Source organism: Microbacterium azadirachtae, from assembly GCF_025583665.1.
Taxonomy (GTDB): Bacteria; Actinomycetota; Actinomycetes; order Actinomycetales; family Microbacteriaceae; genus Microbacterium; species Microbacterium azadirachtae.
This window is the reverse complement of the sequence record NZ_CP099706.1, coordinates 645,340-667,812: the sequence shown is the minus strand read 5'-3', so window position 1 is coordinate 667,812 and position 22,473 is coordinate 645,340. Positions and strand designations below refer to the sequence as shown.

The following is a 22,473-nucleotide window of genomic DNA, read 5'->3' as shown; positions in this document are numbered from 1 at the left end:
CGTAACAGAGCGTCACAGAGGCCGGATCCGCGGTAGGGCTCAGCGCGTGCGCAGCAGATCCGCCCGCTCGGGGTGCGCCTCGAACCAGTCCGCGACGTACCAGCAGACTGCGTCGATGCGCCGGTCCCCGCGGCGCGCGATGTCGTCGACCGCACCCTCGACCACGACGGCCGCATAGCCGGATCCGCGGAAAGTCGGGATGGTGAAAGCCCTCGTGAGCGCCATCGTGCGCCCGTCGTCGCGGTAGTCGAGCACGCTCACCAGCACGCCGTCGCGCGTCAGCGTGTACCGCGACGCGTCGTCCTCCCGGGTGAGCACGAACCGGTCCGAGTCTGTGAAGATCGCCACCGTCTCACGGTACGCCCGCATTCTTCGACCGGGTCCGTTTTGACACACGAGGTCACCGTCGGTCATAATCGGGCCCATGACCACCAACGCACGCCCCTTGTCCGCCCAGGAGGCGAACGGGACGACCGGGATGATGATGCCCGGTTGCGTTGGCATGTGTTGCCGAATGTGTCGCTGAAGCCACAGAACTCTGTCTGACTCGCTCGTCGTGATCTTCGCGGGCTGAGTCTCGAGCACCCATCCGCGTGCTCGTTCCACCGGCTCGCCGGTCTCTTCGCAACACTCTCCGAGTCTTCCGACTGACTCCTTCCTTTCAAGGACCCATCATCATGTCGAACACCGCACTCCTCGAGCGTCCCCTCACCGCTTCCCCCGCCGCCCCGCGTCTTCACGCCGTGCCGCGCACCCAGATCGACACCCCCGCTGCGCCCGCCGTCGACGCCCCGCCGTCCCGCTCGCCCCGCGGCTTCGCCCTCTACGTCGGCATCGACGAGCTGAAGGCCGCCACGAACGGGGTGAGCCTGCCGCTGCTGGTGGACGCCCTGCGCCGCACCCTCGCCGAGCTCGCCCCCGACGCCGAGACGCACGCCACCGTCGCCCTCGCCCCGCAGGGCACCGGAGGCCGCGACCTCGACGTCGTCCGCCTCGCCCTGCACGAGCCCGGCGCGATCGCCCGCTCCAAGGCCGAGGCCGAGGAGCGCGAGCCCCAGGACGGCGGAGGCGTCGTGGTCGACATCTCCCGCAAGCGCGTGCTGATCGACGGCGAGTCGGCGGCGTTCACCTACAAGGAGTTCGAGCTCCTGCAGTACCTCGTGCTGCGCGAGGGCTCGACGATCGAGCGCTCCGAGCTGGTCTCCGCGCTCTGGCAGACCTCCGACGAGGAGGCTCCGGGCGAGCGCACGATCGACGTGCACGTGCGCCGGCTGCGCGCCAAGCTCGGCCGCTACGAGGACATCGTCCGCACCGTGCGCGGCGTGGGCTACCGGTTCGACCGGCACGCCGACGTCGCGATCCGCTACGGCGTGGGCACCCCCTCCCCCGACCGCTTCTGAGCACCCCGGCGGGTGGTCGGCCGGGATCCTGAGTCCCGCTGTCGGCCCGCGGATCTAGGGTGTTCCCATGACCCTCGCCGCGGATCCCGCACCCCGCGCGTGGCCGGTGCGCGAGAGCGCATACCGCCCGCGTGCGGCGCTCGATCTGCACGAGACCGTCGGCATCCTGCGCCGCGGTCCGAAGGATCCGACGATCGTGCGCGACGGACCGGTGCTCTGGCTCGCGCTGCGCACGCCGGCCGGCATCGCGACGCTCGCGCTCCGGCCCGGCTCCGGCGAGGTGCGCGCGAGCGCCTGGGGTCCGGGCGCCGAGGAGGCGCTCGCCCGGGTTCCCGCACTCTGCGGGGCGCTCGACGACCCGGACGGCTTCGACCCGTCGTCGCATCCCGTGCTGGCCGACGCCGCACGACGCCTTCCCGGCCTGCGGCTCAGTCGCACCGACGCGGTCTTCGACGCGCTGGCGGGGGTCGTCCTCGAGCAGAAGGTCACCGGGTTCCAGGCGTACGGCGCCTGGCGTGTGCTCGTCTCCCGCTTCGGCGACCCCGCTCCCGGCCCGACGCCGCGCGCGATGGCCGTCGCGCCCGACGCCGCGGGATGGCGCCGGATCCCGTCCTGGGCCTGGCACCGGGCCGGAGTGCAGCCGCCGCAGTCCCGCACGCTCGTGCGCGCTGCTGAGCGGGCACCCAGCCTCGAGCGCGCCGTGCTCGCCGCCGCCGACGGCGACGCCCGCGACGCCGCGCTCACCAGCCTGCCCGGCATCGGCCCGTGGACTGCGGCGGAGACCCGGATCCGCGCCCTCGGAGATCCGGACGCCGTGAGCGTGGGCGACTACCACCTCGCGCATGAGGTCGGCTTCGCGCTCACCGGCCACCGCACCGACGACGCCGGCATGCTCGAGCTGCTCGCTCCCTGGGCCGGCCATCGGCAGCGGGTGGTACGGCTCATCCGCCTGAGCGGCGTGGCAGAGCCGCGACGCGGTCCCCGGCTCGCCCCGGAGGACCACCGCTCGCGGTGAGCCCCGGGCCGGCGGGTCCGCTCAATGCCACACGGCGAGCGGTCCGTCCGGGCCCTCGATCACAGTGACGGGCGTCTCGAACACCTCGGTGAGCACGTCGCCGCGCATGATCTCGGATACCGGACCGAAGGCGACCACGGCGCCGTCCTTCATCGCGCAGATCCGGTCGGCGTAGCGCGCGGCGAAGTTGATGTCGTGCAGCACCACGACGACGCTCTTGCCGAGCTCGTCCGAGATCCGCTGCAGATGCCGCATCATGCGCACCGCGTGCTTCATGTCGAGGTTGTTGAGCGGCTCGTCCAGCAGCACGGTGCCGGTGTCCTGCGCGAGCACCATCGCGACATACGCGCGCTGCCGCTGACCGCCGGAGAGCTCGTCGAGGTACCGCTGCTCCAGCTCGCCGAGCCCGAGGAAGTCGATCGCCCGGCTGACCGCGTCCTCGTCGGCGCGCGTGAGGCGGCCCCTGCTGTGCGGGAACCGGCCGAACCCCACCAGCTGGCGGACCGTGAGCCGGGTCACGAAGTGGTTCTCCTGGCGCAGGATCGACACGACCGTGGCCAGATCCTTCGAGCGGGTGGCGGCGACGTCGAGTCCGGCGATCCGGATGGATCCCTCGTCCATCCCGAGCAGCCGCCCGATCATGGTGAGCAGCGTCGACTTGCCGGCGCCGTTGGGGCCGATCAGCGCCGTCACGCCTTCGGCGGGGATCTCCAGGTCGACCGGACCGATCGACACCTCGTCGCCGTAGCGCTTGCGGACGCCGGCGATCGAGATCCCGGCGTCGGCTCCGGTCCGCCGGCCGTGCGGAGCTCGAGTGCGGACCTTGTTCATAGACGTCCCTTCCTGAGCAGGACGAGCAGGAAGACGGATCCGCCGACCAGCTCGATGATGATGGAGACGGCGCCCTGCGCCGCGAAGACGTGCTTCATCACGAAGTACGCGCCGCCCAGCACGGCGATCGCGGCGAGGATCGCGACCGGGAGCACGAGGCGGTGGTCGTGCGTGTCCGCCAGCTGGTACGCGAGCGTCGCGACGAGGAAGCCGAGGAACGTCATGGGCCCCACGAGCGCGGTCGAGGTCGCCATGAGCACGGCCACGAGCAGCAGCACCCTCAGCTGCTCGCGCCGGTGGTCGACGCCGAGCGCGTTCGCGGCGTCGGATCCGAGCGCGAGCACGTTCAGCCGGCGCGAGCGGAGCAGGAGCAGCACGGATCCGGTCAGGCACAGCGGGATCGCGAGCGGCAGGTAGGACGCCTCGGCATTGGCGATGCTCCCGAACAGGCGCGCGGAGAGCACGTCGAACTCGCTCGGCGTGAGCATCCGCTGCAGGAACGTCGACACCGCGCCGAGCCCGCCCCCGATCACGATGCCCACCAGGAGCATCACGTGCATGCTGCCGCGCCGCCCCGACAGCAGCCATCCGTACAGCGCCACGGCGAACCCGGTCATCAGCACGATCTGCAGGGCGAACTGGGGCACGCCCTGCAGCGCGGTGACGCCCGCGGCTCCGAGCGCGAACACGGCCGCGGTCTGGATCGCCGTGTACAGCGACTCGAACCCCATGATCGACGGGGTCACGATGCGATTGTTCGCCGCGGTCTGGAACGCGACCGTCGCGGTGGCCTGCGCGACCGCGACCACGAGGATCACGACCACGCCGGTGACGCGCAGCTGCACGATCCGCCAGAAGCCGTCGGTGCCGAACGGCATGGGGTTGCCGTGCACGAGCAGGCCGGCCAGCGCCGCCCCGGCGACGACCGCGAGCATCGCGACCACGAGCGCGTAGCGGCGTCGCGCACGGGCGGTCGGGAACGCTCCGGACGTGCGCCCGCCTGCGGATCCGACCCGGGCAGGGCTCGCGGTCAGCGCCTCAGCCACGGGGCCGCGTCCTCAGGATCAGCACGAGGAACACCGCGCCGCCGACCAGGCCCAGCACGAGGGAGACCGGAACCTCGAACGGCATGATGACGGTGCGCCCGATCAGATCGCACACGGTGACCAGGCCCACGCCCAGCAGGCACACCCACGGCAGGTTGCTGCGCAGGTCGTCGCCGCGGACCATCGACACCACGTTCGGCACGATCAGTCCCACGAAGGGCAGATTGCCGACGACCACCGTCACCACGCCCGTGGTCGCGGCGATGAGCACCGTGCCGAGCAGCACGACCCTGCCGTGGTTCAGGCCGGCGTTCGTCGCGATCTCCTCCCCGAGCCCCGCGATCGTGAAGCGGTCGGCGACGACGAAGACGATCACGCCGACGATCGCGACGATCCAGAGCAGCTCGTACTGCCCGCGCAGCACGGAGGTGAAGCTGCCCGCGAACCACACACCGAGGGTCTGCAGGGTGTTGGTCGCGAGGGCGAGGTAGGTCGAGACGGATCCGATCACCGCGCCCAGCATGATGCCCACGATCGGGACGATCAGTGAGGAACGCAGCGAGACCCGGCGCAGGAAGGCGAAGAACACCAGCGTGCCGACGAACGCGCAGAGCACCGCGCCGGCCATCCGCAGCGGGATGCTCGGATGGGGCACGAGCACCGAGACGGCCAGCAGCCCGAGGCCCGCCCACTCCGTCGTCCCGGTCGTCGTGGGCTCGACGAAGCGGTTCTGCGTCAGCATCTGCATCACGAGGCCCGCCATCGCCATCGAGGCGCCGGCCAGCACGAGCGCGGTCGTCCGGGGGATCCTCGTGATCGCGAACATCTCCGCGCCGCCGGCGGATCCGGTCACGTCGTAGACGCCGACGAACAGCGACAGCACGAGGAGCCCCGCGATCACGAGGACGCCGACGAGCAGCGCCGGATCGAAGAGCCGCGCCCGACGGCCCACAGGACGCAGGATCCTGTCGGTCGTCGAGCGCTGGCGAAGAGTCAGCATGCGCTTTCTCCTGCGTTGTGTCAGCTCTTCTTCGCGCTCTTCTCCAGAGCTTCGGCGAAGGAGTTCAGGAACGTCGTGTACGTCTGGATGCCCTCGTTGAGGTAGGTGTCGGTGGGCATGTAGACGACGTGCTTCTGCTGGATCGCGGCGACCGAGGCGAGCGCCTGATTCTTCTCGAGGATGTCCGCGGCCTGCACGTACGAGGCGTCGTCCTTCGCGAACACCGCGTCGCGGTCCATCACCAGGATCCAGGACGGGTTCGATGCGGCGATCGCCTCGACCGAGATGTCATCGCCCTTGTGGTTGTCGTCGGCCCCCTGGACCTCCAGCGCCGGCGTGAGACCGAGGATGTCGAACAGCGGGCCGAGCGTGCGACCGACGGTCGGCGCGAGATAGCCGATCTTGCCGCCCGAGGTGGTGACGGCCATGACGCCGGATCCGTCGTAGGCCTTCTTGGCGCGGTCCACCGCCTTGTCGAAATCGTCCGTGAGCTTCTTCGCCTCCTTCTGCTCGCCGAAGACCTCGCCGAGCACGGTCACCTGGCGCTTCAGCTCCGCGTCGAACGGCTTCCCGTCGCGCGGGTCGAGCTCGAGGATCGTCGCGTCCGGGACGAGCGCGGCGAGCTTGTCGTGGTGCTGGGTGAAGCGCTGCCCGTTGACGATGAGGTCGGGGGCGACCGCGACGACGGCCTCCAGGTCGGGCTCCATATGCGTGCCGAGGTCGACGATGCTCTTGTCGCGGACGTACGAGACGGTCTCGGGCATGAGCGACACCGCGGCGGCCTTGACCGGGATGCCCCAGTCGGCGAGCGTCTGGAACGTGCGGTTGTCCGTGGCGACGACCGAGGCCGGAGGCGCGGAGAGCGTGTGCTCGCCGTTGTTGTCCTCGACGGTCACGGTGCGCGCGGTCGCGCTCTCCGTGGGCGCGGCGGCGGGGCCGGAGGCGCAGCCGACGAGGGCGACGGCGGCGGCGAGGCCGAGCGCAGTGGCGGTGAGGATCCGAGGCACGGACATGGAGATGCTCCTGTTCTGCGGGATGTGCGGGACGACCCGGCGCTGGTAAGGGTTACCTAACTTCGCCCGAGGTCTTACACAGGTTAGCCTTACCTTATGAACATCGCGAAATCCGGCTTCGCCCTGACGCGACGCCCTCTGGAGCTGCGCTTCCGCGTGCTCACGCTCACCGCACGCGATTGGCTCGCCCCCGATTTCGTGCGTGTGCGCCTCTCCGGATCCGACCTCGCCGGCTTCGACTCGCTGGGGGCGGACGACCACATGCGGCTGTTCTTCGTCGATGCGCCGACCGACTCGGTCGAGGAGCTGCGCGCGGCGCCGAGCCGCGAATACACGCCGCTCGCATGGGGCGAGGACTGGCTCGACGTGGAGTTCGCGGTGCACGGGGATGAGGGCGTCGCGGCGCCCTGGGCGGCGAGCGCTCCCCTGGGCTCCGTCGTCGGCGTCGGCGGCCCGCGCGGCTCGCTGGTGCTGGAGGGCGAACCCGACGGGTGGCTGCTCGCGGGCGACGAGACCGCGATCCCCGCGATCCGCCGCTTCGCCGCGCGGATCCCCGCGGGCGTGCCGGCCCGCATCGCGATCGAGGTTCGCTCGGCCGAGCACGAGCCGCCCTTCGACGCGCCGGTTCCCGTGGAGTGGATCCACCGCGGCGACGCCCCCGCGGGGTCCGCCCTGGCGTCCTTCCTGGAGTCGCAGCGCACCGCCGATCGACCGGGCGAGGCGCCGTTCGTCTTCGTCGCGGCCGAGTCCTCGATCGTGAAGCCCGCTCGCGCCCTGCTGGAGCGCTGGGGCGTCGATCCCGCGCAGGCCGTGGTGAAGGGCTACTGGCGACGCGGCGAGGCCGAATACCACGCGCCGCACTGACGTACGCTCCGCACAGGCGCGGATCCGGCGCAGTTCTGCACCGATCTGCGCCGTCGAGTGATCGACCCGTCGGCGCGATGGCAGCCTCGGAGGATCAGTGCGACGATGAGGGAGTGAGCTCGATGAACGATGCGCAGATCTGGACCATGATCGGGACCTTCACTGCGCTCATGTTCGGCATGCTCACCGTCGTCTCCACGCTGTTCGTCCGCGTCGTGCGTGCCGAGATCGGCGGCCTGCGCAACGAGATGAACGGCCAGCTCGGCGGCCTGCGCAGCGAGATGAACGGCCAGATCGGTGGCCTGCGCAACGAGATGAACGCCCGCTTCGACGCGGTCAATGTCCGCATGGACGGACTCGACCGCGACGTGCAGGCTCTCGTCAAGCGCACCTTCGGGCTCGATCGCGAATAGCGATCGTCCGGATCAGCGCGGATCCACGACGGCGGCGATCGCCTCGATCTCCACGAGCTGGTCCTCGTAGCCCAGCACCGTCACGCCGAGCAGCGTGCTCGGCACGTCGTGCTCTCCGAACGCCTCGCGGACGACCGCCCAGGCCGCGCCGAGATCCGCACGGTCCGTCGAGGCGACGAGCACGCGCGTGCTGATCACGTCGGTGATCGCGGCGCCCGCGGCGGCGAGCGCTCCCCGCAGATTCGCGATGCACGCCGCGGCCTGCGCGGGATAGTCGCCGACCGCGGCGGTCGTTCCGTCGCGGTTCAGCGGGCAGGCGCCGGCGAGGAAGATCAGCCGTGCATCGGCCGGTGCGGTCGCCGCATACGCGTACTGCGCGACGTCGGACAGCTCTGCGGCTCGGATCAGGGTGACGGCGGTCATCCCGCCAGTCTGTCGCACCGGGCGGGCTCCGCGCCGTCGGGCAGACTGGGATCATGCCGCTTCTCGATCACCTCGGCCTCACCGTCAGAGACCTCGACCGTGCCTTCGCCCAGTGGAACCCGGTGCTGACCGCTCTGGGCTGCGTGTCCGACGGCAGCGAGCTGGAAGGCGGGATGGCCTGGTCGCGCGAGGACGAGACCGAGCTGATCCTGTACCGCGCGCAGGACCCCGACGCCGAACCGCACCGCCACGGACGGATCGGCTGGCAGCATCTGGCGTTCGCGCTGGACTCGCGCGCCGAGGTGGAGCGCCTGCACGCGATCGCGCTCGGCGCCGGCTGGACCTCGGTGCGCGCCCCGAAGGTGTTCACCCGGTTCTCCGACCGGTACTACGCCTCCTTCGTCGAGGACGAGAACGGCATCCGCCTCGAGTTCGTGCACAACCCTCCGCGGGACGGCGTCACCGGCTGAGCCGCGCCCCGCCGGGTCGGCCGGGCGATGTCGGCAGCGTCCGGGATGCTGGAGGCATGGCTTCTCTCGATCACCTCGGCGTCAGCGTCGACCACGTCCCGAGCGCTTCGGCGCAGTTCGACCCGGTGCTGCGCGCGCTCGGCTACACGCGCGCCTACGACGCGCCCGATCACGCCTACTGGCGCCAGGACGGCCAGCCCGAGATCCTGCTCTACCCGGCACGCGAGAACGCGGAGGGGCCGCATGAGCACGGCTTCGTCGGATGGCAGCACCTCGCATTCGCGGTCGACTCGCGCGCCGAGGTCGACCGCGTGCACGCCGTCGCGATCGAGGCCGGATGGTCGGCGGTGAGGGCTCCCAAGGAGTACCCGCGGTTCACCGCGCGCTACTACGCCTCCTTCATCGAGGACGACAACGGGATCCGGCTCGAGATCATGCACAACCCGCCGCGCGACGCAGCCGGCAGCTGATTCACGACACGCCTTGCCGATGTCGGAGGGCGGCCGCAGACTGAGTGCGGCGCCGGTGCGGCGTCGTCGATCCGAGCACGGAGGACACCGATGACCATCCTCAATCCGTACATCTCGTTCCGCGGCGACGCCCGCGCCGCGATGGAGTTCTATCAGCAGGCCCTCGGCGGCGACCTGCAGGTGATGACGTTCGGCGACATGCCGGGCATGGTCGAGGACGAGGCCGAGCAGAAGCTCGTCATGCACTCGATGCTGACCACCCCGGGCGGCCTCGTGCTGATGGCCTCCGACACCCCCGCGCACTACGAGTACAAGGCGCCGCAGGGCGTCTCGGTGTCGCTGAGCGGCACCGACGAGGCCGAGATCCGCGCGGCGTGGGACAAGCTCTCCGACGGCGCGACCGTCACGCAGGAGTTCGGTCCCGCCCCCTGGGGCGACCAGTTCGGCATGCTCACCGACCGGTTCGGCATCGACTGGATGTTCTCCGCGGGCCAGAGCCAGGCCTGAACCGATTTCGAGCGCTGAGCACGGGCGATGCTCGGGCTCAGCGCTCTTCGTGTGCCCGGCGCTCTTCGTGTGCCCCGTCCGCCCAATCGACCCCGTCGAGCGCGAGCTCCTGGGTCATGTCGCGCAGGAACCGGATGACGACCTCCCGTTCCGCTTCGCTGAGGCGGGCGGCCGCATGGAAACGACGCGCCTGCTGGCGGCCGACCGTCTCCATGGCCGCCGCCTTCGTCTCGGGCGTGATCGAGATCGCCAACGCCCGCCGATCCGACGGATGCGCGGAGCGCACCACGTGGCCGCCGCTCTCCAGCCTGTCGAGCAGCTTCGTGGTCGAGGCCGTCGAGATGCCGAGGTGCTGCGCGATTCCGCCGGGTGTCGCGACCGCATCGGTGTTCGCGCAGACGATGAGGTAGTGCAGGGCCCGCATGTCCGTCTCGTTGAGGCGCATGTATCGCCGTGACGCCTCGGCGACACGCTGCTCGGCATCGCGCAGCTCCGCGAGGGCCGTCATGATCCGGGTGATCTGGCGGAGGGACTCTGCGTCGACGCCGCCGCGGTCGAGCAGTATCCCCGTGGGGTCGCTCGCCTCGATGTCGTAGACGGCTCCCGCCGCCGCCCCCTCGGACGCGGGCGGTCCGGCAGGGGTCGCTGCAGGCGCTTCGTCTGCGCCCGCGCGACCATCCACCATGACGCCATGGTACACCGGGCTATCTTTGACACTTGGGTTATTACTTGCCTAGCTAGCTAAATCCGCCTATCCTGCTGGAGACGGAAGGATCCCGATGACCGCCCCTCAGAACCCCGCCCGGCCTCGCGGGCCGCGTCGCGCGCTGCGCATCCTGCTGCCTGCCCTGATCATCCTCGGCTGGCTGGCCGCCGCATCGTTCGGGGGCCCGCTGTTCGGCAAGGTCGACGAGGTCTCCTCCAACGACCGCACGGCGTACCTGCCCTCCTCCTCCGACTCGGCGCGCGTGCAGGAGCTGCAGACCCGCTTCGCCGGATCCGACGAGATCCCGGCGATCGTCGTCGCAGTGTCGGACGAGAAGCTCACGGACTCCCAGCGCTCCACGCTCTCGGACGCGGTCGCCGCCACGACGGACCTCGCCGGCGTGGGCGACGACGTCTCACCCGCCCTCGCCTCGGAGGACGGGAAGGCGCTCCAGGCGTTCATCCCGATCCGCTCCGGAGCGGACCTCGGCGACGTGGTCACGGAGATCCGCGCGCACCTGGAGGATGCGGCGCCCGCAGGGGTGAGGGTATACGTGACCGGGCCTGCCGGCTTCAGCGCCGACCTCGTCGCCGGCTTCGCGGGCATCGACGGGATCCTGCTCGGCGTGGCCCTCGCCGCCGTCCTCGTGATCCTCGTGCTCGTCTACCGCTCTCTGCTGCTGCCCGTCGTCGTGCTGGCGACGAGCCTGTTCGCGCTGTGCACGGCTCTGCTGCTGGTGTGGTGGCTGGCGAAATGGGGCGTGCTGCTGCTGAGCGGGCAGACCCAGGGGATCCTGTTCATCCTCGTGATCGGCGCGGCGACCGACTATGCGCTGCTTTTCGTCTCGCGGTTCCGGGAGTCGCTGCGCGTCGAGCAGGACCGCGCGAAAGCGGTGCTCTCCGCATGGAAGGGCTCGTTCGAGCCGATCGTCGCCTCGGGCGGCACGGTGATCGCGGGTCTGCTCTGCCTGCTGCTGAGCGATCTCAAGTCCAACAGCGCGCTCGGCCCGGTCGCGGCGATCGGGATCGTGTTCGCGATGCTCTCCGCACTCACCCTTCTGCCCGCGCTGCTCATGGCGTTCGGCCGAGCCGCGTTCTGGCCGCGACGGCCGCGTTTCGACCCCGAGGCCGTCGCCGCGGAAGGCGGCATGCCGACCGCCGGGGTCTGGGCGCGCCTGGCCGACCTCATCCGCCGGCGCTCGCGCGTGATCTGGATCGCCACCACGCTCGTGCTCGCCGTCGGCACGCTCGGGGTGCTGCAACTCGACGCCTCCGGAGTGCCGCAGTCCGACCTCGTGCTCGGCTCCTCGCAGGCGAGAGACGGTCAGAAGGTCCTGGGCGAGCATTTCCCGGGAGGATCCGGCAGCCCCGTCCAGGTGGTCGCCCCGAAGGCCGCGCTGCAGGATGTCGCCGACGTCCTGCTGGCCGACTCGGGTATCGACGGCGTCTCCGTGACCGCGAAGGACTCTCCGAGCGGCACCGCGCCGGTCACCGCCGAGGGCGTGCAGCCCGTCGGACGTCCCGGCAGCCCCGCACCGGAGCCGACCGTGGTCGACGGCGACGTGATGCTGCAGGGCACGCTCACCGCCGCCGCGGACTCGGCGGCCGCCGAGGACACGGTGCGCCGGATCCGCTCCGCGGTGCACGGCAGCGGGGCTGTGGTGGGTGGCGTCACCGCCACCGCGGTCGACACCGACGACGCCTCGGTGCACGACCGTGCGCTGATCATCCCGGTGATCCTCCTGGTGATCCTCCTGATCCTGATGATGCTGCTGCGCGCGATCGTCGCACCCCTGTTGCTGATCGCGACGACCGTGCTGTCGTTCGGCACCGCCATGGGGGTCTCGGCGCTCGTGTTCCACGGCGTCTTCCGCTTCCCGGGGGCGGATCCGGCGGTGCCCCTGTACGGCTTCGTCTTCCTCGTGGCGCTCGGGATCGACTACAACATCTTCCTGATGACGCGGGTGCGGGAGGAGTCCCGCCGGCACGGGACCAGGGAGGGCGTGCGTCGAGGGCTCGCGATCACGGGCGGCGTGATCACCTCCGCCGGCCTCGTCCTCGCGACGACGTTCGCGGCCCTCGCGGTGATCCCGATCCTGTTCCTCGCCCAGCTCGCGTTCATCGTCGCCTTCGGGGTGCTGCTGGACACCTTCGTGGTGCGGTCGCTGCTCGTCCCCGCGCTCGTGCACGACGTGGGCCGCACGGTGTGGTGGCCGTCGAAGCTGTCCCGCGGCGAGCGCTGACCAGGTCCGAGGTCAGCCGGCGACGGCGTCGATCACGTCCTCGCCGGCCGGGTGCCCGGCGCGGTCCGTGAACGCCTGCTTCGGCACGAACAGCAGCAGCACGGCCGCGGCGAGCGCCGTCACGCCGCAGACGACCCACACGGTCACGTAGCCCGAGAAGGATCCGGCCGTGCCCGTGGTGGCGGATCCCGCGACGGCGTGCATGAGGGCGATCCCGAAGACGCACGATGCGATGGCGCCGCCGACCGTCTTGACCGAGTTCGTCAGCCCCGTCGCGACGCCGGTCTGGGTGTGCGGGGCGGCCGAGGCCGCTGCCGCGGGAAGGGCGGCCACGAGTGCGCCGGATCCGATCCCGACGACGATCATGTTGGTCACCACCTGCAGGTAGGCGCCGTGGAAAGGCAGGAACAGCAGGAACCCCGCGCCGACGAGCACCGAGGCGCCGATCAGGGTGACGCGTGGCGTCGCCAGACGCGCGATCAGCGGGAACAGCAGGGCTCCGGCGATCATCGCGATGAGGTACAGCCCGATGATGAGCGAGGTCTGGAAGCCGGTGGTCCCGAGGCCGTAGCCGTAGACCGACGGGTCCGTGCGGGCGAAGGTCGACAACGGAGCCTGCGCGCCGAGCACGCTCACGCCGAAGAGGCCCGCAGTGAGGAAGACCGGCCCGAGCGCGGGACTGCGGAACATGCGCACGTCGATGAGCGGATCCTGCTGTCTCAGCTCCCACAGCACGAACGGGACGACGATCAGCACGCCCACGGCGATGACGATCCACGACAGCGGGTTCGCCACTCCCCCGGGCAGACGGAGCAGGCTGAGCCCGCCCGTGAGGCCGATGAGCGACAACGAGATGAGCACGAGGCCGACCGTGTCGAAGGCGCCGCCGGTCTTCTCCGGCGACTCCTGCACACCGAACAGGATCACGAAGAAGCATGCGGCGATGAGCACGGCGGGCACGAGCAGCACGACCGTCAGCGGGAGCACGTCGACCAGCGCGCCGCCGACCAGCGCGCCGATGATCGCGCCGCCCTCGAGGGCGGCGACGAGGATGCCCGCGGCCTTCGCGGTGATCGCCGAGCTGCCCTCGATGCGCCGCGCGCGCGACCAGATGAGGGCGATCTCCAGAGGCAGCCACACGACGTAGAAGCCCATCAGCGCCCACGCCACGAGGAAGACCCCGAACGTCGCCGTGAACGGCAGCACGAACGCGGCGATCGCGGTGAGCACCGTGGAGACGAGCAGCATGCGCTTGCGCCCGATCATGTCGCCCAGCTTCGCGAACGCCGGCACCACGAGGGCGGACAGCATCAGCTGCGCCCCCTCGAACCAGTTCACATCGGCGTCGTGGATCCCGAGATGCCGCGCGATGTCGCTCAGCATCGGCGTGTAGTAGCCCTGCAGCACACCGCTGGTGAACTCGACGAATGCGAGGAATCCCACGACGGCGACCAGGGCGCCGAGGGTGGCGGTGCGCGACATCGCGGCTCCTTGAGGACGGCGACGGGGGACGTCGCAGACGGGTCAGATCACTGTAGCCGCTGCAGGAGCGCCCGGTGGAACCGCTCCCCGCGTTCGAGGGCGGCGATCTCGACGCTCTCGTCGACGCCGTGGATGGCCGCACGCTGAGCGTTCGACATCTCCAGCGGAGCGAACCGGTAGACGGCCGGCGCGAAGCGGTGGAAGTGCCGGGAGTCGGTGGCCGCCATCATCACGTACGGGACGGCCGGGACCCCGGGGTGGGAGACGGCGAGCGCGTCGGCGAGCAGCGCGAACTGCGCGTTGTCCGTGGGCGACTCGGGCGACGGGTCGCTGCCCTCGAGCACCTCGACCGCCACCTTCGGGTCGGCGATGCGGCGCCGCACCCGCGCAGCCGCCGAGGACACCGTCTCGCCGAGCGCGATGCGCAGGTTCACGGTCGCGGTGGCCTGCGAGGGAAGCACGTTCGCCGCAGTGCCGCCGGACTGCATGGTGGGCGCGACCGTGGTGCGCACGAGCGCCGCGGGCTCTCCACCGAGCGCCGCGAACGCCCGCGCCGACAGCAGCGGGACCGCGCCGAGCGTGCGCAGCAGCAGCCGAGCGGGGCCCGAGGCGGAAGCGGAAAGCTGCACGAGCATGCGGGAGATCGCGCGGGGGGTGCGCGGACGGAACGTGCCGGGCCCGAGCCGCTCGACCGCGCGCGCGATGCGGCGCACCGCGGTGCGGCTGGGCGGGGCGGAGGCGTGCCCGCCGTCGCCGCGCGCCGTGAGACGCACGGTCATCACGCCCTTCTCCCCCACGCCGATCATCGCCGCGCTCCCGGGCACGAACGGCAGCGGGGCGTCGACCACCGCGCCGCCCTCGTCGACGACGAGCCACGGCACGATCCCGCGATCCTTCAGCGCCGCGGCGATGGCGATGGCGGCGGATCCGTAGGTCTCCTCGTTGCCGCCGAAGGAGAGGTACACGTCGCGGGCGGGGGTGAACCCCTCGGCGAGGAGGCTCTCGACCGCCTCCAGGATCACGATGAGCGGGCCCTTGTCGTCGAGCGCACCGCGCCCGTAGACGGATCCGTCCGCGATCACGCCGGCGAACGGCGGGTGCGTCCAGTCGTCGGACTCGTCCACGGGGACCACGTCGTAGTGCGCCATGAGCACGAGAGGGCCGTCGGCGGCGTCCCGGCGCCCCTTCCAGTGGAACAGCAGCCCGAACTCGGTGTGCCGCTCCCGCGTGAGCGTCGCGTGGACGCGCGGATAGCACTCGGCGAGGAGCGCCACGAACTCCTCGAACGGCGCGGACCCGCGCTCGCCCAGCTCGGCGGACACGGTCGGCAGCTGGATCATCCGGCTGAGCCGCTCGGCGATCGGGGGCACGTCGTTCATCGTCGCCATGCTAACGGGCGGTCGGCTCATGCTCGGCACCCTTGTTCGCTCGGCCTTCTAGGCTGGGGCCATGAGCACCCCCGCGACTTCCTCCGCTTCCTCCCGCCCGCTCTCCTCCTCCCGCCCGCTCGCGGTGATCAGCGGCGGAGGCACGGGCATCGGCCTGGCCTCGGCCCGGCGGCTCGCTCGGGACGGCTTCGATCTGGCGCTGATCGGGCGCCGCCCGGAGGTGCTCGACGCCGCGTCCGCGCGGATCCTGGAGGGGACGCCCGAGGCGCACGTGCAGACGATCACCGCCGACCTGCAGGATCCGGCGCAGGTGGAGGCGGCGGCCGCCGCCATCGGCGGATCCGTCGACGTGCTGCTCAACAACGCGGGCGGCAACGTGCTGGATCGCGGCGAAGGCCTCGCCGGCATCGCCGCGAACTACGAGGCGAACATGCGCCTGAACGTGGTCACGGCCGTGCTGCTCACCGAGGCGCTGCTGCCGCGCATCACGCGGCCGGGCGGACGGATCATCTCGATCAGCTCGATCGCGGCGCTGCGCGGCGCGAACGGCTACGGCGCCGCCAAGGCCGCGATCCACGGCTGGATGATGGGCCTCGCGGCCGACCTCGCTCCGGAGGGCGTGACCGTGAACGCCGTGGCACCGGGCTACGTGCCCGACACCGGCTTCTGGGACGGACGGCGTACGCCCGACATCGTGGCGTCGCGCCTCGCGCAGGTGCCCATGAACCGCGCAGGCACTCCTGACGAGGTGGCCGGGGCGGTCTCGTATCTCGCGGGCCCCGAGGGCGGCTGGACGACGGGGCAGATCCTGCAGATCAACGGCGGAGCGCTCTTCGGCCGCGGCTGAGCAGGCCCCCGGCCCGCGTCGCCGGCCAGGTCGCGGGCGGCGCGGGCTCGGCGCCGGGTCCGCGGATGTCAGGCCGTGCGGGTGTACCGGTGCTCCGGCCGGCCGGTGGCGCCGTAACGGAGCCGCACCTCGACCGCGTCCCGCTCGGCGAGCGCCGCGAGGTGGCGCTGCGCCGTCGCCCGCGAGATGCCCACGCGCTCGCCGATCTCGGCGGCCGATGCCTCGTCGTCGCCGAGGGCCGCGAGCACCAGCTGCTCGGTCGCCGATCGCGACGTCGAGACCTGTTCCGCCGACCCGTGCAGGATCCCGAGCGCGCGATCCAGATCCTTCTGCTGCAGGGGCCGGGATCCCGCCAGCAGGTTGCGGTAGCGGGCATACCGGTCGAGCGCGCCGACGAGGGCACGCCGCTCGAACGGCTTGATCAGGTAGGCGTGCGCGCCCGAGCGCAGCGCCCGCCGCACCGTCGCCGGATCGTCGGCGGCGGAGATGTGGATCGCGTCGATCCCCGCCTCGCGCACCAGGGCGATCCCGTCGCCGTCCGGGAGGTAGACGTCGGCGAGGAGCAGCTCCGGCGCCAGGTCGCGGACGGCCGCGCGGGCCTCGGCGATGGTGCGCACCGGCTCCAGGGCGAGATAGCCGGGACGCTCGTCGACGATGCTCCGGTGCAGCTGCCCGACGCGGAAGTCGTCGTCCAGCACGAGTGTGCGGATCGGATCCGTCATCTGCTCTCGTCCTCGTCGGACGGCTCGCCGTCCTGTTCGTCCCCTGGTCGCGGTGCGGAGCCGGGCAGCGGTGCGGGGCCGATGCTGCGCGCAGGCGCGACCACGCCGCCGAGCCGTGCCGCGAAGACCGCACCGTGCGCTTCGCCGCCGCGATCGATGACCCACAGGTCTCCGCCGCCGCGCCGGGCGATCTCGCGCGACAGGCGCAGCCCCAGCCCGTGCCCGTGCACCGGCCCGGCGCTGTCCGTCCCGTCGTCCGCGGCGCCGTCGTCCGCGGCGCCGTCGTCCGCGGCACCGTCGTCCGCGGCACCGTCGTCCGCGGCACCGTCATCCGTGGCGCCGCCGTCGTCCTCGGCACCGTCGAGTCCCGCACCGGAGTCCGCGACGGTGACGACCAGGGCATCGCGGTCGTCGAGCACCGCGACCTCGACCCAGCGCGGCGGTGCGCCGTCGACCGCCGCGCTCACGGCGTTGTCGACCAGGTTCCCCAGCACCGCCGCGACGTCCTCGGCCTCGCTCACCGCGCCCAGCAGGTGGGTCTCCTCGGAGATGCGCAGCGTCACGCCCCGCTCCGTCGCCTCCAGTGCCTTCGCGCCGAGGAAGGACCGCAGGAACGGATCCCGCAGCCGGGCGATGCCGGGCACGGGGAAGTCGACGGAGCCGCGCTCCGCGAGCTCCGCGAGGAACTCCCTGGCGTCCTGTACCCGCTCCGCGTCGAGCAGCCCGGCGGCGACATGGATGCGGTTCGCGAACTCGTGGCGCTGCACCCGCAGGGCGGCCGTCATCGTGCGCACGGTCTCCAGTCGCTCCGACAGCGCGACGAGCTCGGTGCGATCGCGGATCACGGCCACCGTGCCGAGCGGACGTCCGTCCCTCTCGACCGGACGCGTGTCGAGGTAGAGCACGCGCCCGTCGACCACGGCCTCCGACAGCGCGCGTCCCGCGGACACGACGTCGCGCACCGGATCCGGCAGCCCGATCCGATCCAGCGGCCGGCCGACCGCGTCGCGCACGGCGAGCAGGCGCTCGGCGGCGGCGTTGCACACCCGCACCACGCCCTCGGCGTCGACGGCGAGCACGCCGTCGTCCACGCCGTCCAGCACCGCCGTCTGGTTCTGCACGAGGGCGACCAGCTCCTCCGGCTGCACCCCCAGGGTGAGCCGCTCCCAGCGCCGGCGCAGCAGCAGCGCGCCGATGCCCGCCACCAGCAGGGAGCCTGCCGCGGCAAGGCCGATGACGGCGAGCAGCGGCGGCAGGTCGTCGAAGACACCCGCCCGGGCGAAGCCGACGCTGACCTCGCCCACGGGCGTTCCGGCGGCGTCGCGCACCGGCACCTTCGCCCGCACCGACTCGCCCAGTGTGCCGGTCTCCCACTCGACGACCTCGTGACCGGCCAGCACCTCCTGGAACGGCGTGCTCACCTCCTGGCCGAGGCGGCCGGGATCCGGATGCGCGAGGCGGATGCCGTGGTCGTCGGTGACGACCACGAACAGCGCGCCGGTGCGGTTCGCCGTGGCGGTCGCCGTGCGCTGCAGGTCGCCGTCGCGCAGCAGCTCGGCCCGCGGCGGTCCGGGATCCGCGGACTCCTCGGCGACCGCGGCACGGAGCTCCGGATCCTCGGCCAGGGTCCGCGCGATCCCCAGGGCGGAGGATTCGGCCTCGGCCCGCAACTGCTGCGTGGCCAGCACGAGGTACACGCCGGTGCAGAGCGCCACGACGAGGACGACCGTCGCGAGCTGCAGCAGGAGCGTCCGCGTCGCGAACCGCATCCGGCGTGTGCGGGGCATCCGTCCTCCTCGAGGGATCTGCCATGAGCGTGAGCGAAATGCCTGGACACAACGTCCTGAGCAATATGCGCAGAAGTCACGCTACGCGCACAACGCGTCGGAATGCGACTTAGCGGATCCGACGGGCGCGCGTTCCCTACTCTCGGCGAGGTCCGTCGAAGACGACAGGCGGATGACGAAGGAGTCACTTCATGCCCACGGTTCTCAGCATGCCCACGGCTCTCGGCGGCCTGCTCGCCGCAGCCGACGAGAAGCCCTCGTACGACATCGCCTTCGCGCCCCCGGAGTGGGTGCTCGTGGCGCTCGGCTTCGCGATGGTGCTGGTTTTCATGACGCTGATCATGACCAAGCGCCTCACCCCCATGGTCGCGCTCATCCTGGTGCCCACGGTGTTCGGCCTCTTCGCCGGCGCGGGGCTCGGCCTCGGAGACATGATCCTCGACGCGATCGGCAAGATGGCCCCGACCGCGGCGCTGCTGATGTTCGCGATCATGTTCTTCGGCATCATGATCGACGTCGGCCTGTTCGACCCGCTGATCCGGATGATCACGCGCGTCCTGGGCGACGACCCGGCCAAGGTCGTCCTCGGCACGGCTCTGCTCGCGGGCGCCGTCTCGCTGGACGGCGACGGATCCACGACGTTCATCATCACGACGTCGGCCATGCTGCCGATCTACCTGCGCCTGGGCATGAGCCCGGTGGTGCTGACGTGCGTCGCCGGACTCATGAACGGCACGCTCAACATCGTGCCCTGGGGTGGCCCCACGGTGCGCGCCGCGACCGCGCTGGGCCTGCAGCCGACCGATGTGTTCGTGCCGATGCTCCCCGCCCTCGGCGTGGGCCTGGTCGTGGCGCTCGGCTTCGCCTGGATGCTCGGCCTGCAGGAGCGCCGCCGCCTCGGGGTGCTCGACGAGAGCCGCCTGACCGGCACCGCCGAGGGCGGGCTGCTCGCCGCCGTTCCCGCGATCTTCCGCGGTGCGGATGCCAAGCCGGGCGCGCGCGCCTCGCTCCGCACCGGCAACATCGTCACGGTCGCGGGCGGCCACGGTCCCGTCGCGGCGAGCGGCGTCGACCCGACGGACACCGCGATGGCCGACACGATGCTCGACCCGGACCGCGCCACGCTGCGTCCACGCCTGATCTGGTTCAACCTCGTCCTCACGGTCGCCGTGATGGTGCTGCTCATCGTCGACGTGCTTCCGCTGCCCTATGTGTTCATGGTGGGCGCCGCCGTGGCGCTGCTGGTGAACTTCGGCAAGCTCAAGGACCAGGCGGCCGAGATCGTCGCGCACGCGCCGAGCATCGTGGGCGTGGTGTCGATGGTGATCGCCGCGGGCGTGCTCGTCGGCGTGCTCACGGGAACCGGCATGGTCGACGCGATGGCGTCCTGGATCACGAACGTGCTGCCGCCGGCGATGGGACCGTTCCTCGCCCCCATCACCGGGGTCCTGTCGATCCCGTTCACGTTCTTCATGTCGAACGACGCGTTCTACTACGGGATCCTGCCGGTGCTGTCGCAGAGCGCCGCGCACTTCGGCATCGACCCGGTCGAGATGGCGCGCGCGTCGATCACCGGTCAGCCCGTGCACCTGCAGAGCCCGCTCGTGCCCGCGATCCTGCTGCTGGTCTCGCTTGCGAGCGTGAACCTCGGCGACCACCACCGCAAGGTGCTGTGGCGGGCGCTCGTGGTGTCGCTGGTGATGCTGGGCGTCGGGATGCTGACGGGCGCGATCCCGTTCTTCGTCGCCCCGTGACGACCGGCCGCCGGTCGCCGGTGACGACAGCCGGCTGACCGCTGACCGCTGACGGCTGACGGCTGACCGCTGACAGCTGACAGCTGACAGCCGCCGGCTGCAGCCGGCGGCCTCAGGGCCGATGTGCGCCGTTTCAGGCCGCATCGGCCCCGTCGTCGTCGGCATTCCCGAACATCACCCGGGGCGGCGGGACATCGGTGTACGGGACACCGGCGGGCGTGGTCCAGACGATCACGCCGCCCGGTCTCTGCTCGGCGGTCCAGCGCCAGCGCGGATCCACGTCGGGGTGCTTCAGGGCGTGGTGGGTCTCGCAGAGGCAGGCGAGGTTGCCGAGGTCGGTGGCCCCTCCTCGGGCGAAGTCATGGGTGTGGTCGATCTGGCATCGGCGGGCGGGTTGTCGGCACCCGGGGAACCGGCAGGTGCGGTCACGTGCCCGCAGGAAGCGACGCATGGCCTCGGTGGGCTGGTAAGTGCCGGTGCGCGTCACCATGCCCGCATCGTCGAGGAGCATCCTCTGCCATGACGGCGCGGCGACCGCGAGCCGGCGCGCGAGCTCCGGATCCATCGGCCCGCGCCCGTCGAGCTCGGCCATCCACTCGTCGCGCCCGCCGAGGGTGCCGGTGGCGACCGTCACCTGAACCACCGGCCGGATCGCATCGAGGACGTCGGCGTCGCCGGCGACGCGGCCGGTGAGCACCCGCAACAGGAACCGGTCGAACCGCACCTGATCCAGCCGCCGCTCGTCCGCGGGGTGTCCCGATGCGGCCGCGTGCTTCGCCCGGTCGAGGACCGTTCGGCCTTCCTGGGTGAGCAGGTCGTGCGCGGCATGGATGAGGGCGGCAGGACCGGTCGCGCGCAACGTGGCCTGCCCCGCACCCTCGTCGCTCACCGACACCGTGCGGTCGGCATGGGCGCGGCGGTGCACCTCGATCAACGCGACCGGGGCGACCGCGGCGGCCACGGTTTCGGCGAGAGCCTTCGTCCGCGCACGCGACTCGGCAGCCGCGAACGGCACGACCTGCGCTTCATAGGCGGCGAGCGCCGCGTGATCGTCGTGCGGGATGTGGGCCGCCGCTTCGACGACGGCCTCGACATGCCCCGAAGACACTTCTCCGGCCGCGAAGGCGGAGCGGGTGGCGGGGAATCGCTCCTGCAGCGCATGGCCGGTCGCCAGCAGCTTCGCGGCCGCATAGCGCGACAGGCGGAGAGCCGCAGCCAGCTCGCAGATCATCGACCGCTCGGCCTGGTCGAACCCGGCGGATCCCGGGCGGACCTCGTCGAGGAGCAGGCTCACACGCTCGTGCGCGAGCGCGGCCTTCTGCGCCTGCAGCCGCGCGATCTCCCGCTCCAGCTCCACGCACTCGGCGACGATCTCCGCGCTGCGGCGGAGGTAGCGGTCGAGTGAGTGATCCATGCCTCCAGTTTAGAACTTATCTTCGAACTCGGAGGAAGTTGTCCACAGGCTGATCCGCTTCAGAACAGCGCCGGCGGCAGAGCACCCTCGTGCTCGAGCAGCCAGCGCTTCGTGCGCAGCCCCTCGCCGGGCGTGCCCCCGGAGTAGCCGCCGAGGCCGTCACTGGCGACGACACGGTGGCACGGGACGATGATCGGGATCGGGTTGGCGCCCATGATCGAGCCGATCGCCCGGGCCGGCACCGCCGTGCCGCTGCGTTCGGCGAGCTCTCCGTAGGTGACGGTCTCTCCCTGCAGGACCGTGTCGTACAGCGCGTGCAGCACCGCACTCGTGGTCTCCGACTGCGCCCCCAGGTCGAACGGCAGGTCGAAGGCGGCGCGCTCCCCCGCGAAGTAGGCGCCGAGCTGCGCCAGCGCCTCGGCGAGCAGCGGATCCCGCGCCGCATCGGACGCGCCGCGCCCCGCGAGCGCCCGCCCCGGGCGCGGCCACGTGACCCGGCGGATCGCGATGCCGTCGCTGTGCACCTCGAGCACGCCAACGGGCGTGGAGATCGAACCGGAGAAGGTCACACGCAGATCGTACGCAGGGCGTCGGACATCGACGCAGCGGATCCGCCTCCCGAGTGCGACGATCCGCACACGCCGCGACGATCGGCACACGGATCCACGTCGACGCGCGT

At 71.6% G+C, this 22,473-nt stretch carries 23 protein-coding genes; 10 read left to right on the top strand and 13 right to left on the bottom strand.

Annotated elements, in window-relative coordinates:
- Positions 1-39: 39 nt before the first annotated feature.
- Complete coding sequence (locus NFX31_RS03175) at positions 40-348, bottom strand: GNAT family N-acetyltransferase (protein ID WP_258955398.1); 309 nt, start codon at positions 346-348, stop codon at positions 40-42.
- A gap of 329 nt (positions 349-677) precedes the next feature.
- On the opposite strand from NFX31_RS03175, the gene NFX31_RS03170 reads away from it, so the two are divergent.
- A complete protein-coding gene (locus tag NFX31_RS03170) occupies positions 678-1,400 on the top strand; it encodes a winged helix-turn-helix domain-containing protein (RefSeq protein ID WP_091478424.1) in 723 nt (240 codons plus the stop codon).
- A 67-nt stretch (positions 1,401-1,467) separates the two neighbouring features.
- Positions 1,468-2,415, top strand: a complete 948-nt coding sequence (locus NFX31_RS03165) for a DNA-3-methyladenine glycosylase family protein (protein WP_091478426.1) — start codon at positions 1,468-1,470, stop codon at positions 2,413-2,415.
- 21 nt (positions 2,416-2,436) lie between these two features.
- Here the strand turns inward: NFX31_RS03165 and NFX31_RS03160 are convergent, their stop codons facing one another.
- The 4 genes from NFX31_RS03160 to NFX31_RS03145 are packed head-to-tail and all read right to left on the bottom strand — an operon-like array spanning position 2,437 to position 6,305.
- Positions 2,437-3,246: an iron ABC transporter ATP-binding protein gene (locus tag NFX31_RS03160; protein ID WP_091478429.1), complete on the bottom strand. Its 810-nt coding sequence runs from the start codon at positions 3,244-3,246 to the stop codon at positions 2,437-2,439.
- Complete coding sequence (locus tag NFX31_RS03155; RefSeq protein ID WP_262956769.1) at positions 3,243-4,292, bottom strand: iron chelate uptake ABC transporter family permease subunit; 1,050 nt, start codon at positions 4,290-4,292, stop codon at positions 3,243-3,245. The genes NFX31_RS03160 and NFX31_RS03155 overlap by 4 nt, the downstream gene beginning before the upstream one ends.
- Positions 4,285-5,292, bottom strand: coding sequence for an ABC transporter permease (locus NFX31_RS03150; RefSeq protein WP_262956768.1), 1,008 nt, complete (start codon positions 5,290-5,292; stop codon positions 4,285-4,287). The genes NFX31_RS03155 and NFX31_RS03150 overlap by 8 nt, the downstream gene beginning before the upstream one ends.
- A 20-nt stretch (positions 5,293-5,312) precedes the next feature.
- Positions 5,313-6,305 carry a siderophore ABC transporter substrate-binding protein gene (locus NFX31_RS03145; protein WP_262956767.1) on the bottom strand — a complete coding sequence of 331 codons (993 nt, stop codon included), beginning with the start codon at positions 6,303-6,305 and terminating at the stop codon, positions 5,313-5,315.
- Positions 6,306-6,401: 96 nt separating this feature from the next.
- Between NFX31_RS03145 and NFX31_RS03140 the strand changes: the two genes are divergently transcribed.
- Together NFX31_RS03140 and NFX31_RS03135 are read left to right on the top strand one after the other, a co-directional pair.
- Entirely contained in the window at positions 6,402-7,169 is a 768-nt protein-coding gene (locus NFX31_RS03140) for a siderophore-interacting protein (RefSeq protein WP_262956766.1), read from the top strand.
- A 122-nt stretch (positions 7,170-7,291) separates the two neighbouring features.
- On the top strand, positions 7,292-7,582 hold the full coding sequence (locus tag NFX31_RS03135) for a hypothetical protein (RefSeq protein ID WP_262957241.1): 291 nt from the start codon (positions 7,292-7,294) through the stop codon (positions 7,580-7,582).
- 12 nt (positions 7,583-7,594) lie between these two features.
- Here the strand turns inward: NFX31_RS03135 and NFX31_RS03130 are convergent, their stop codons facing one another.
- Positions 7,595-8,005 carry a RidA family protein gene (locus NFX31_RS03130; RefSeq protein ID WP_091478439.1) on the bottom strand — a complete coding sequence of 137 codons (411 nt, stop codon included), beginning with the start codon at positions 8,003-8,005 and terminating at the stop codon, positions 7,595-7,597.
- 53 nt (positions 8,006-8,058) lie between these two features.
- On the opposite strand from NFX31_RS03130, the gene NFX31_RS03125 reads away from it, so the two are divergent.
- The 3 genes from NFX31_RS03125 to NFX31_RS03115 all read left to right on the top strand — a co-directional run bounded on the left by NFX31_RS03125 (position 8,059) and on the right by NFX31_RS03115 (position 9,452).
- Positions 8,059-8,475 carry a VOC family protein gene (locus NFX31_RS03125; protein WP_045251621.1) on the top strand — a complete coding sequence of 139 codons (417 nt, stop codon included), beginning with the start codon at positions 8,059-8,061 and terminating at the stop codon, positions 8,473-8,475.
- 56 nt (positions 8,476-8,531) lie between these two features.
- Positions 8,532-8,945 carry a VOC family protein gene (locus tag NFX31_RS03120; protein ID WP_045251620.1) on the top strand — a complete coding sequence of 138 codons (414 nt, stop codon included), beginning with the start codon at positions 8,532-8,534 and terminating at the stop codon, positions 8,943-8,945.
- A gap of 90 nt (positions 8,946-9,035) precedes the next feature.
- On the top strand, positions 9,036-9,452 hold the full coding sequence (locus NFX31_RS03115; protein WP_045251619.1) for a VOC family protein: 417 nt from the start codon (positions 9,036-9,038) through the stop codon (positions 9,450-9,452).
- Positions 9,453-9,489: 37 nt separating this feature from the next.
- Here NFX31_RS03115 and NFX31_RS03110 read toward each other — a convergent pair whose 3' ends face one another.
- On the bottom strand, positions 9,490-10,137 hold the full coding sequence (locus NFX31_RS03110; RefSeq protein ID WP_045251618.1) for a MarR family winged helix-turn-helix transcriptional regulator: 648 nt from the start codon (positions 10,135-10,137) through the stop codon (positions 9,490-9,492).
- A gap of 94 nt (positions 10,138-10,231) precedes the next feature.
- On the opposite strand from NFX31_RS03110, the gene NFX31_RS03105 reads away from it, so the two are divergent.
- Entirely contained in the window at positions 10,232-12,400 is a 2,169-nt protein-coding gene (locus NFX31_RS03105; RefSeq protein WP_091478445.1) for an MMPL family transporter, read from the top strand.
- A 12-nt stretch (positions 12,401-12,412) separates the two neighbouring features.
- Here the strand turns inward: NFX31_RS03105 and NFX31_RS03100 are convergent, their stop codons facing one another.
- Together NFX31_RS03100 and NFX31_RS03095 are read right to left on the bottom strand one after the other, a co-directional pair.
- Positions 12,413-13,882 carry an MFS transporter gene (locus tag NFX31_RS03100; RefSeq protein WP_262956765.1) on the bottom strand — a complete coding sequence of 490 codons (1,470 nt, stop codon included), beginning with the start codon at positions 13,880-13,882 and terminating at the stop codon, positions 12,413-12,415.
- Positions 13,883-13,929: 47 nt separating this feature from the next.
- Positions 13,930-15,261: a M20/M25/M40 family metallo-hydrolase gene (locus NFX31_RS03095; protein WP_262956764.1), complete on the bottom strand. Its 1,332-nt coding sequence runs from the start codon at positions 15,259-15,261 to the stop codon at positions 13,930-13,932.
- A gap of 70 nt (positions 15,262-15,331) precedes the next feature.
- Between NFX31_RS03095 and NFX31_RS03090 the strand changes: the two genes are divergently transcribed.
- Positions 15,332-16,117, top strand: a complete 786-nt coding sequence (locus tag NFX31_RS03090) for an SDR family NAD(P)-dependent oxidoreductase (RefSeq protein WP_262956763.1) — start codon at positions 15,332-15,334, stop codon at positions 16,115-16,117.
- A gap of 68 nt (positions 16,118-16,185) precedes the next feature.
- On the opposite strand, the gene NFX31_RS03085 is transcribed toward NFX31_RS03090, so the two are convergent.
- Both NFX31_RS03085 and NFX31_RS03080 read right to left on the bottom strand, forming a co-directional pair.
- Positions 16,186-16,839 carry a response regulator gene (locus tag NFX31_RS03085; RefSeq protein ID WP_045251613.1) on the bottom strand — a complete coding sequence of 218 codons (654 nt, stop codon included), beginning with the start codon at positions 16,837-16,839 and terminating at the stop codon, positions 16,186-16,188.
- Positions 16,836-18,626 (bottom strand): sensor histidine kinase, encoded by a 1,791-nt coding sequence (locus NFX31_RS03080; protein WP_262956762.1) that lies wholly within the window; start codon positions 18,624-18,626, stop codon positions 16,836-16,838. Before NFX31_RS03080 ends, NFX31_RS03085 begins: the two co-directional genes overlap by 4 nt.
- 209 nt (positions 18,627-18,835) lie before the next feature.
- On the opposite strand from NFX31_RS03080, the gene NFX31_RS03075 reads away from it, so the two are divergent.
- Positions 18,836-20,380 (top strand): CitMHS family transporter, encoded by a 1,545-nt coding sequence (locus NFX31_RS03075; RefSeq protein ID WP_262957240.1) that lies wholly within the window; start codon positions 18,836-18,838, stop codon positions 20,378-20,380.
- A 133-nt stretch (positions 20,381-20,513) separates the two neighbouring features.
- On the opposite strand, the gene NFX31_RS03070 is transcribed toward NFX31_RS03075, so the two are convergent.
- Together NFX31_RS03070 and NFX31_RS03065 are read right to left on the bottom strand one after the other, a co-directional pair.
- A complete protein-coding gene (locus NFX31_RS03070; protein WP_262956761.1) occupies positions 20,514-21,794 on the bottom strand; it encodes an HNH endonuclease signature motif containing protein in 1,281 nt (426 codons plus the stop codon).
- Positions 21,795-21,853: 59 nt separating this feature from the next.
- Positions 21,854-22,363: a methylated-DNA--[protein]-cysteine S-methyltransferase gene (locus NFX31_RS03065; protein WP_262956760.1), complete on the bottom strand. Its 510-nt coding sequence runs from the start codon at positions 22,361-22,363 to the stop codon at positions 21,854-21,856.
- Between the last annotated feature and the right edge of the window lie 110 nt (positions 22,364-22,473).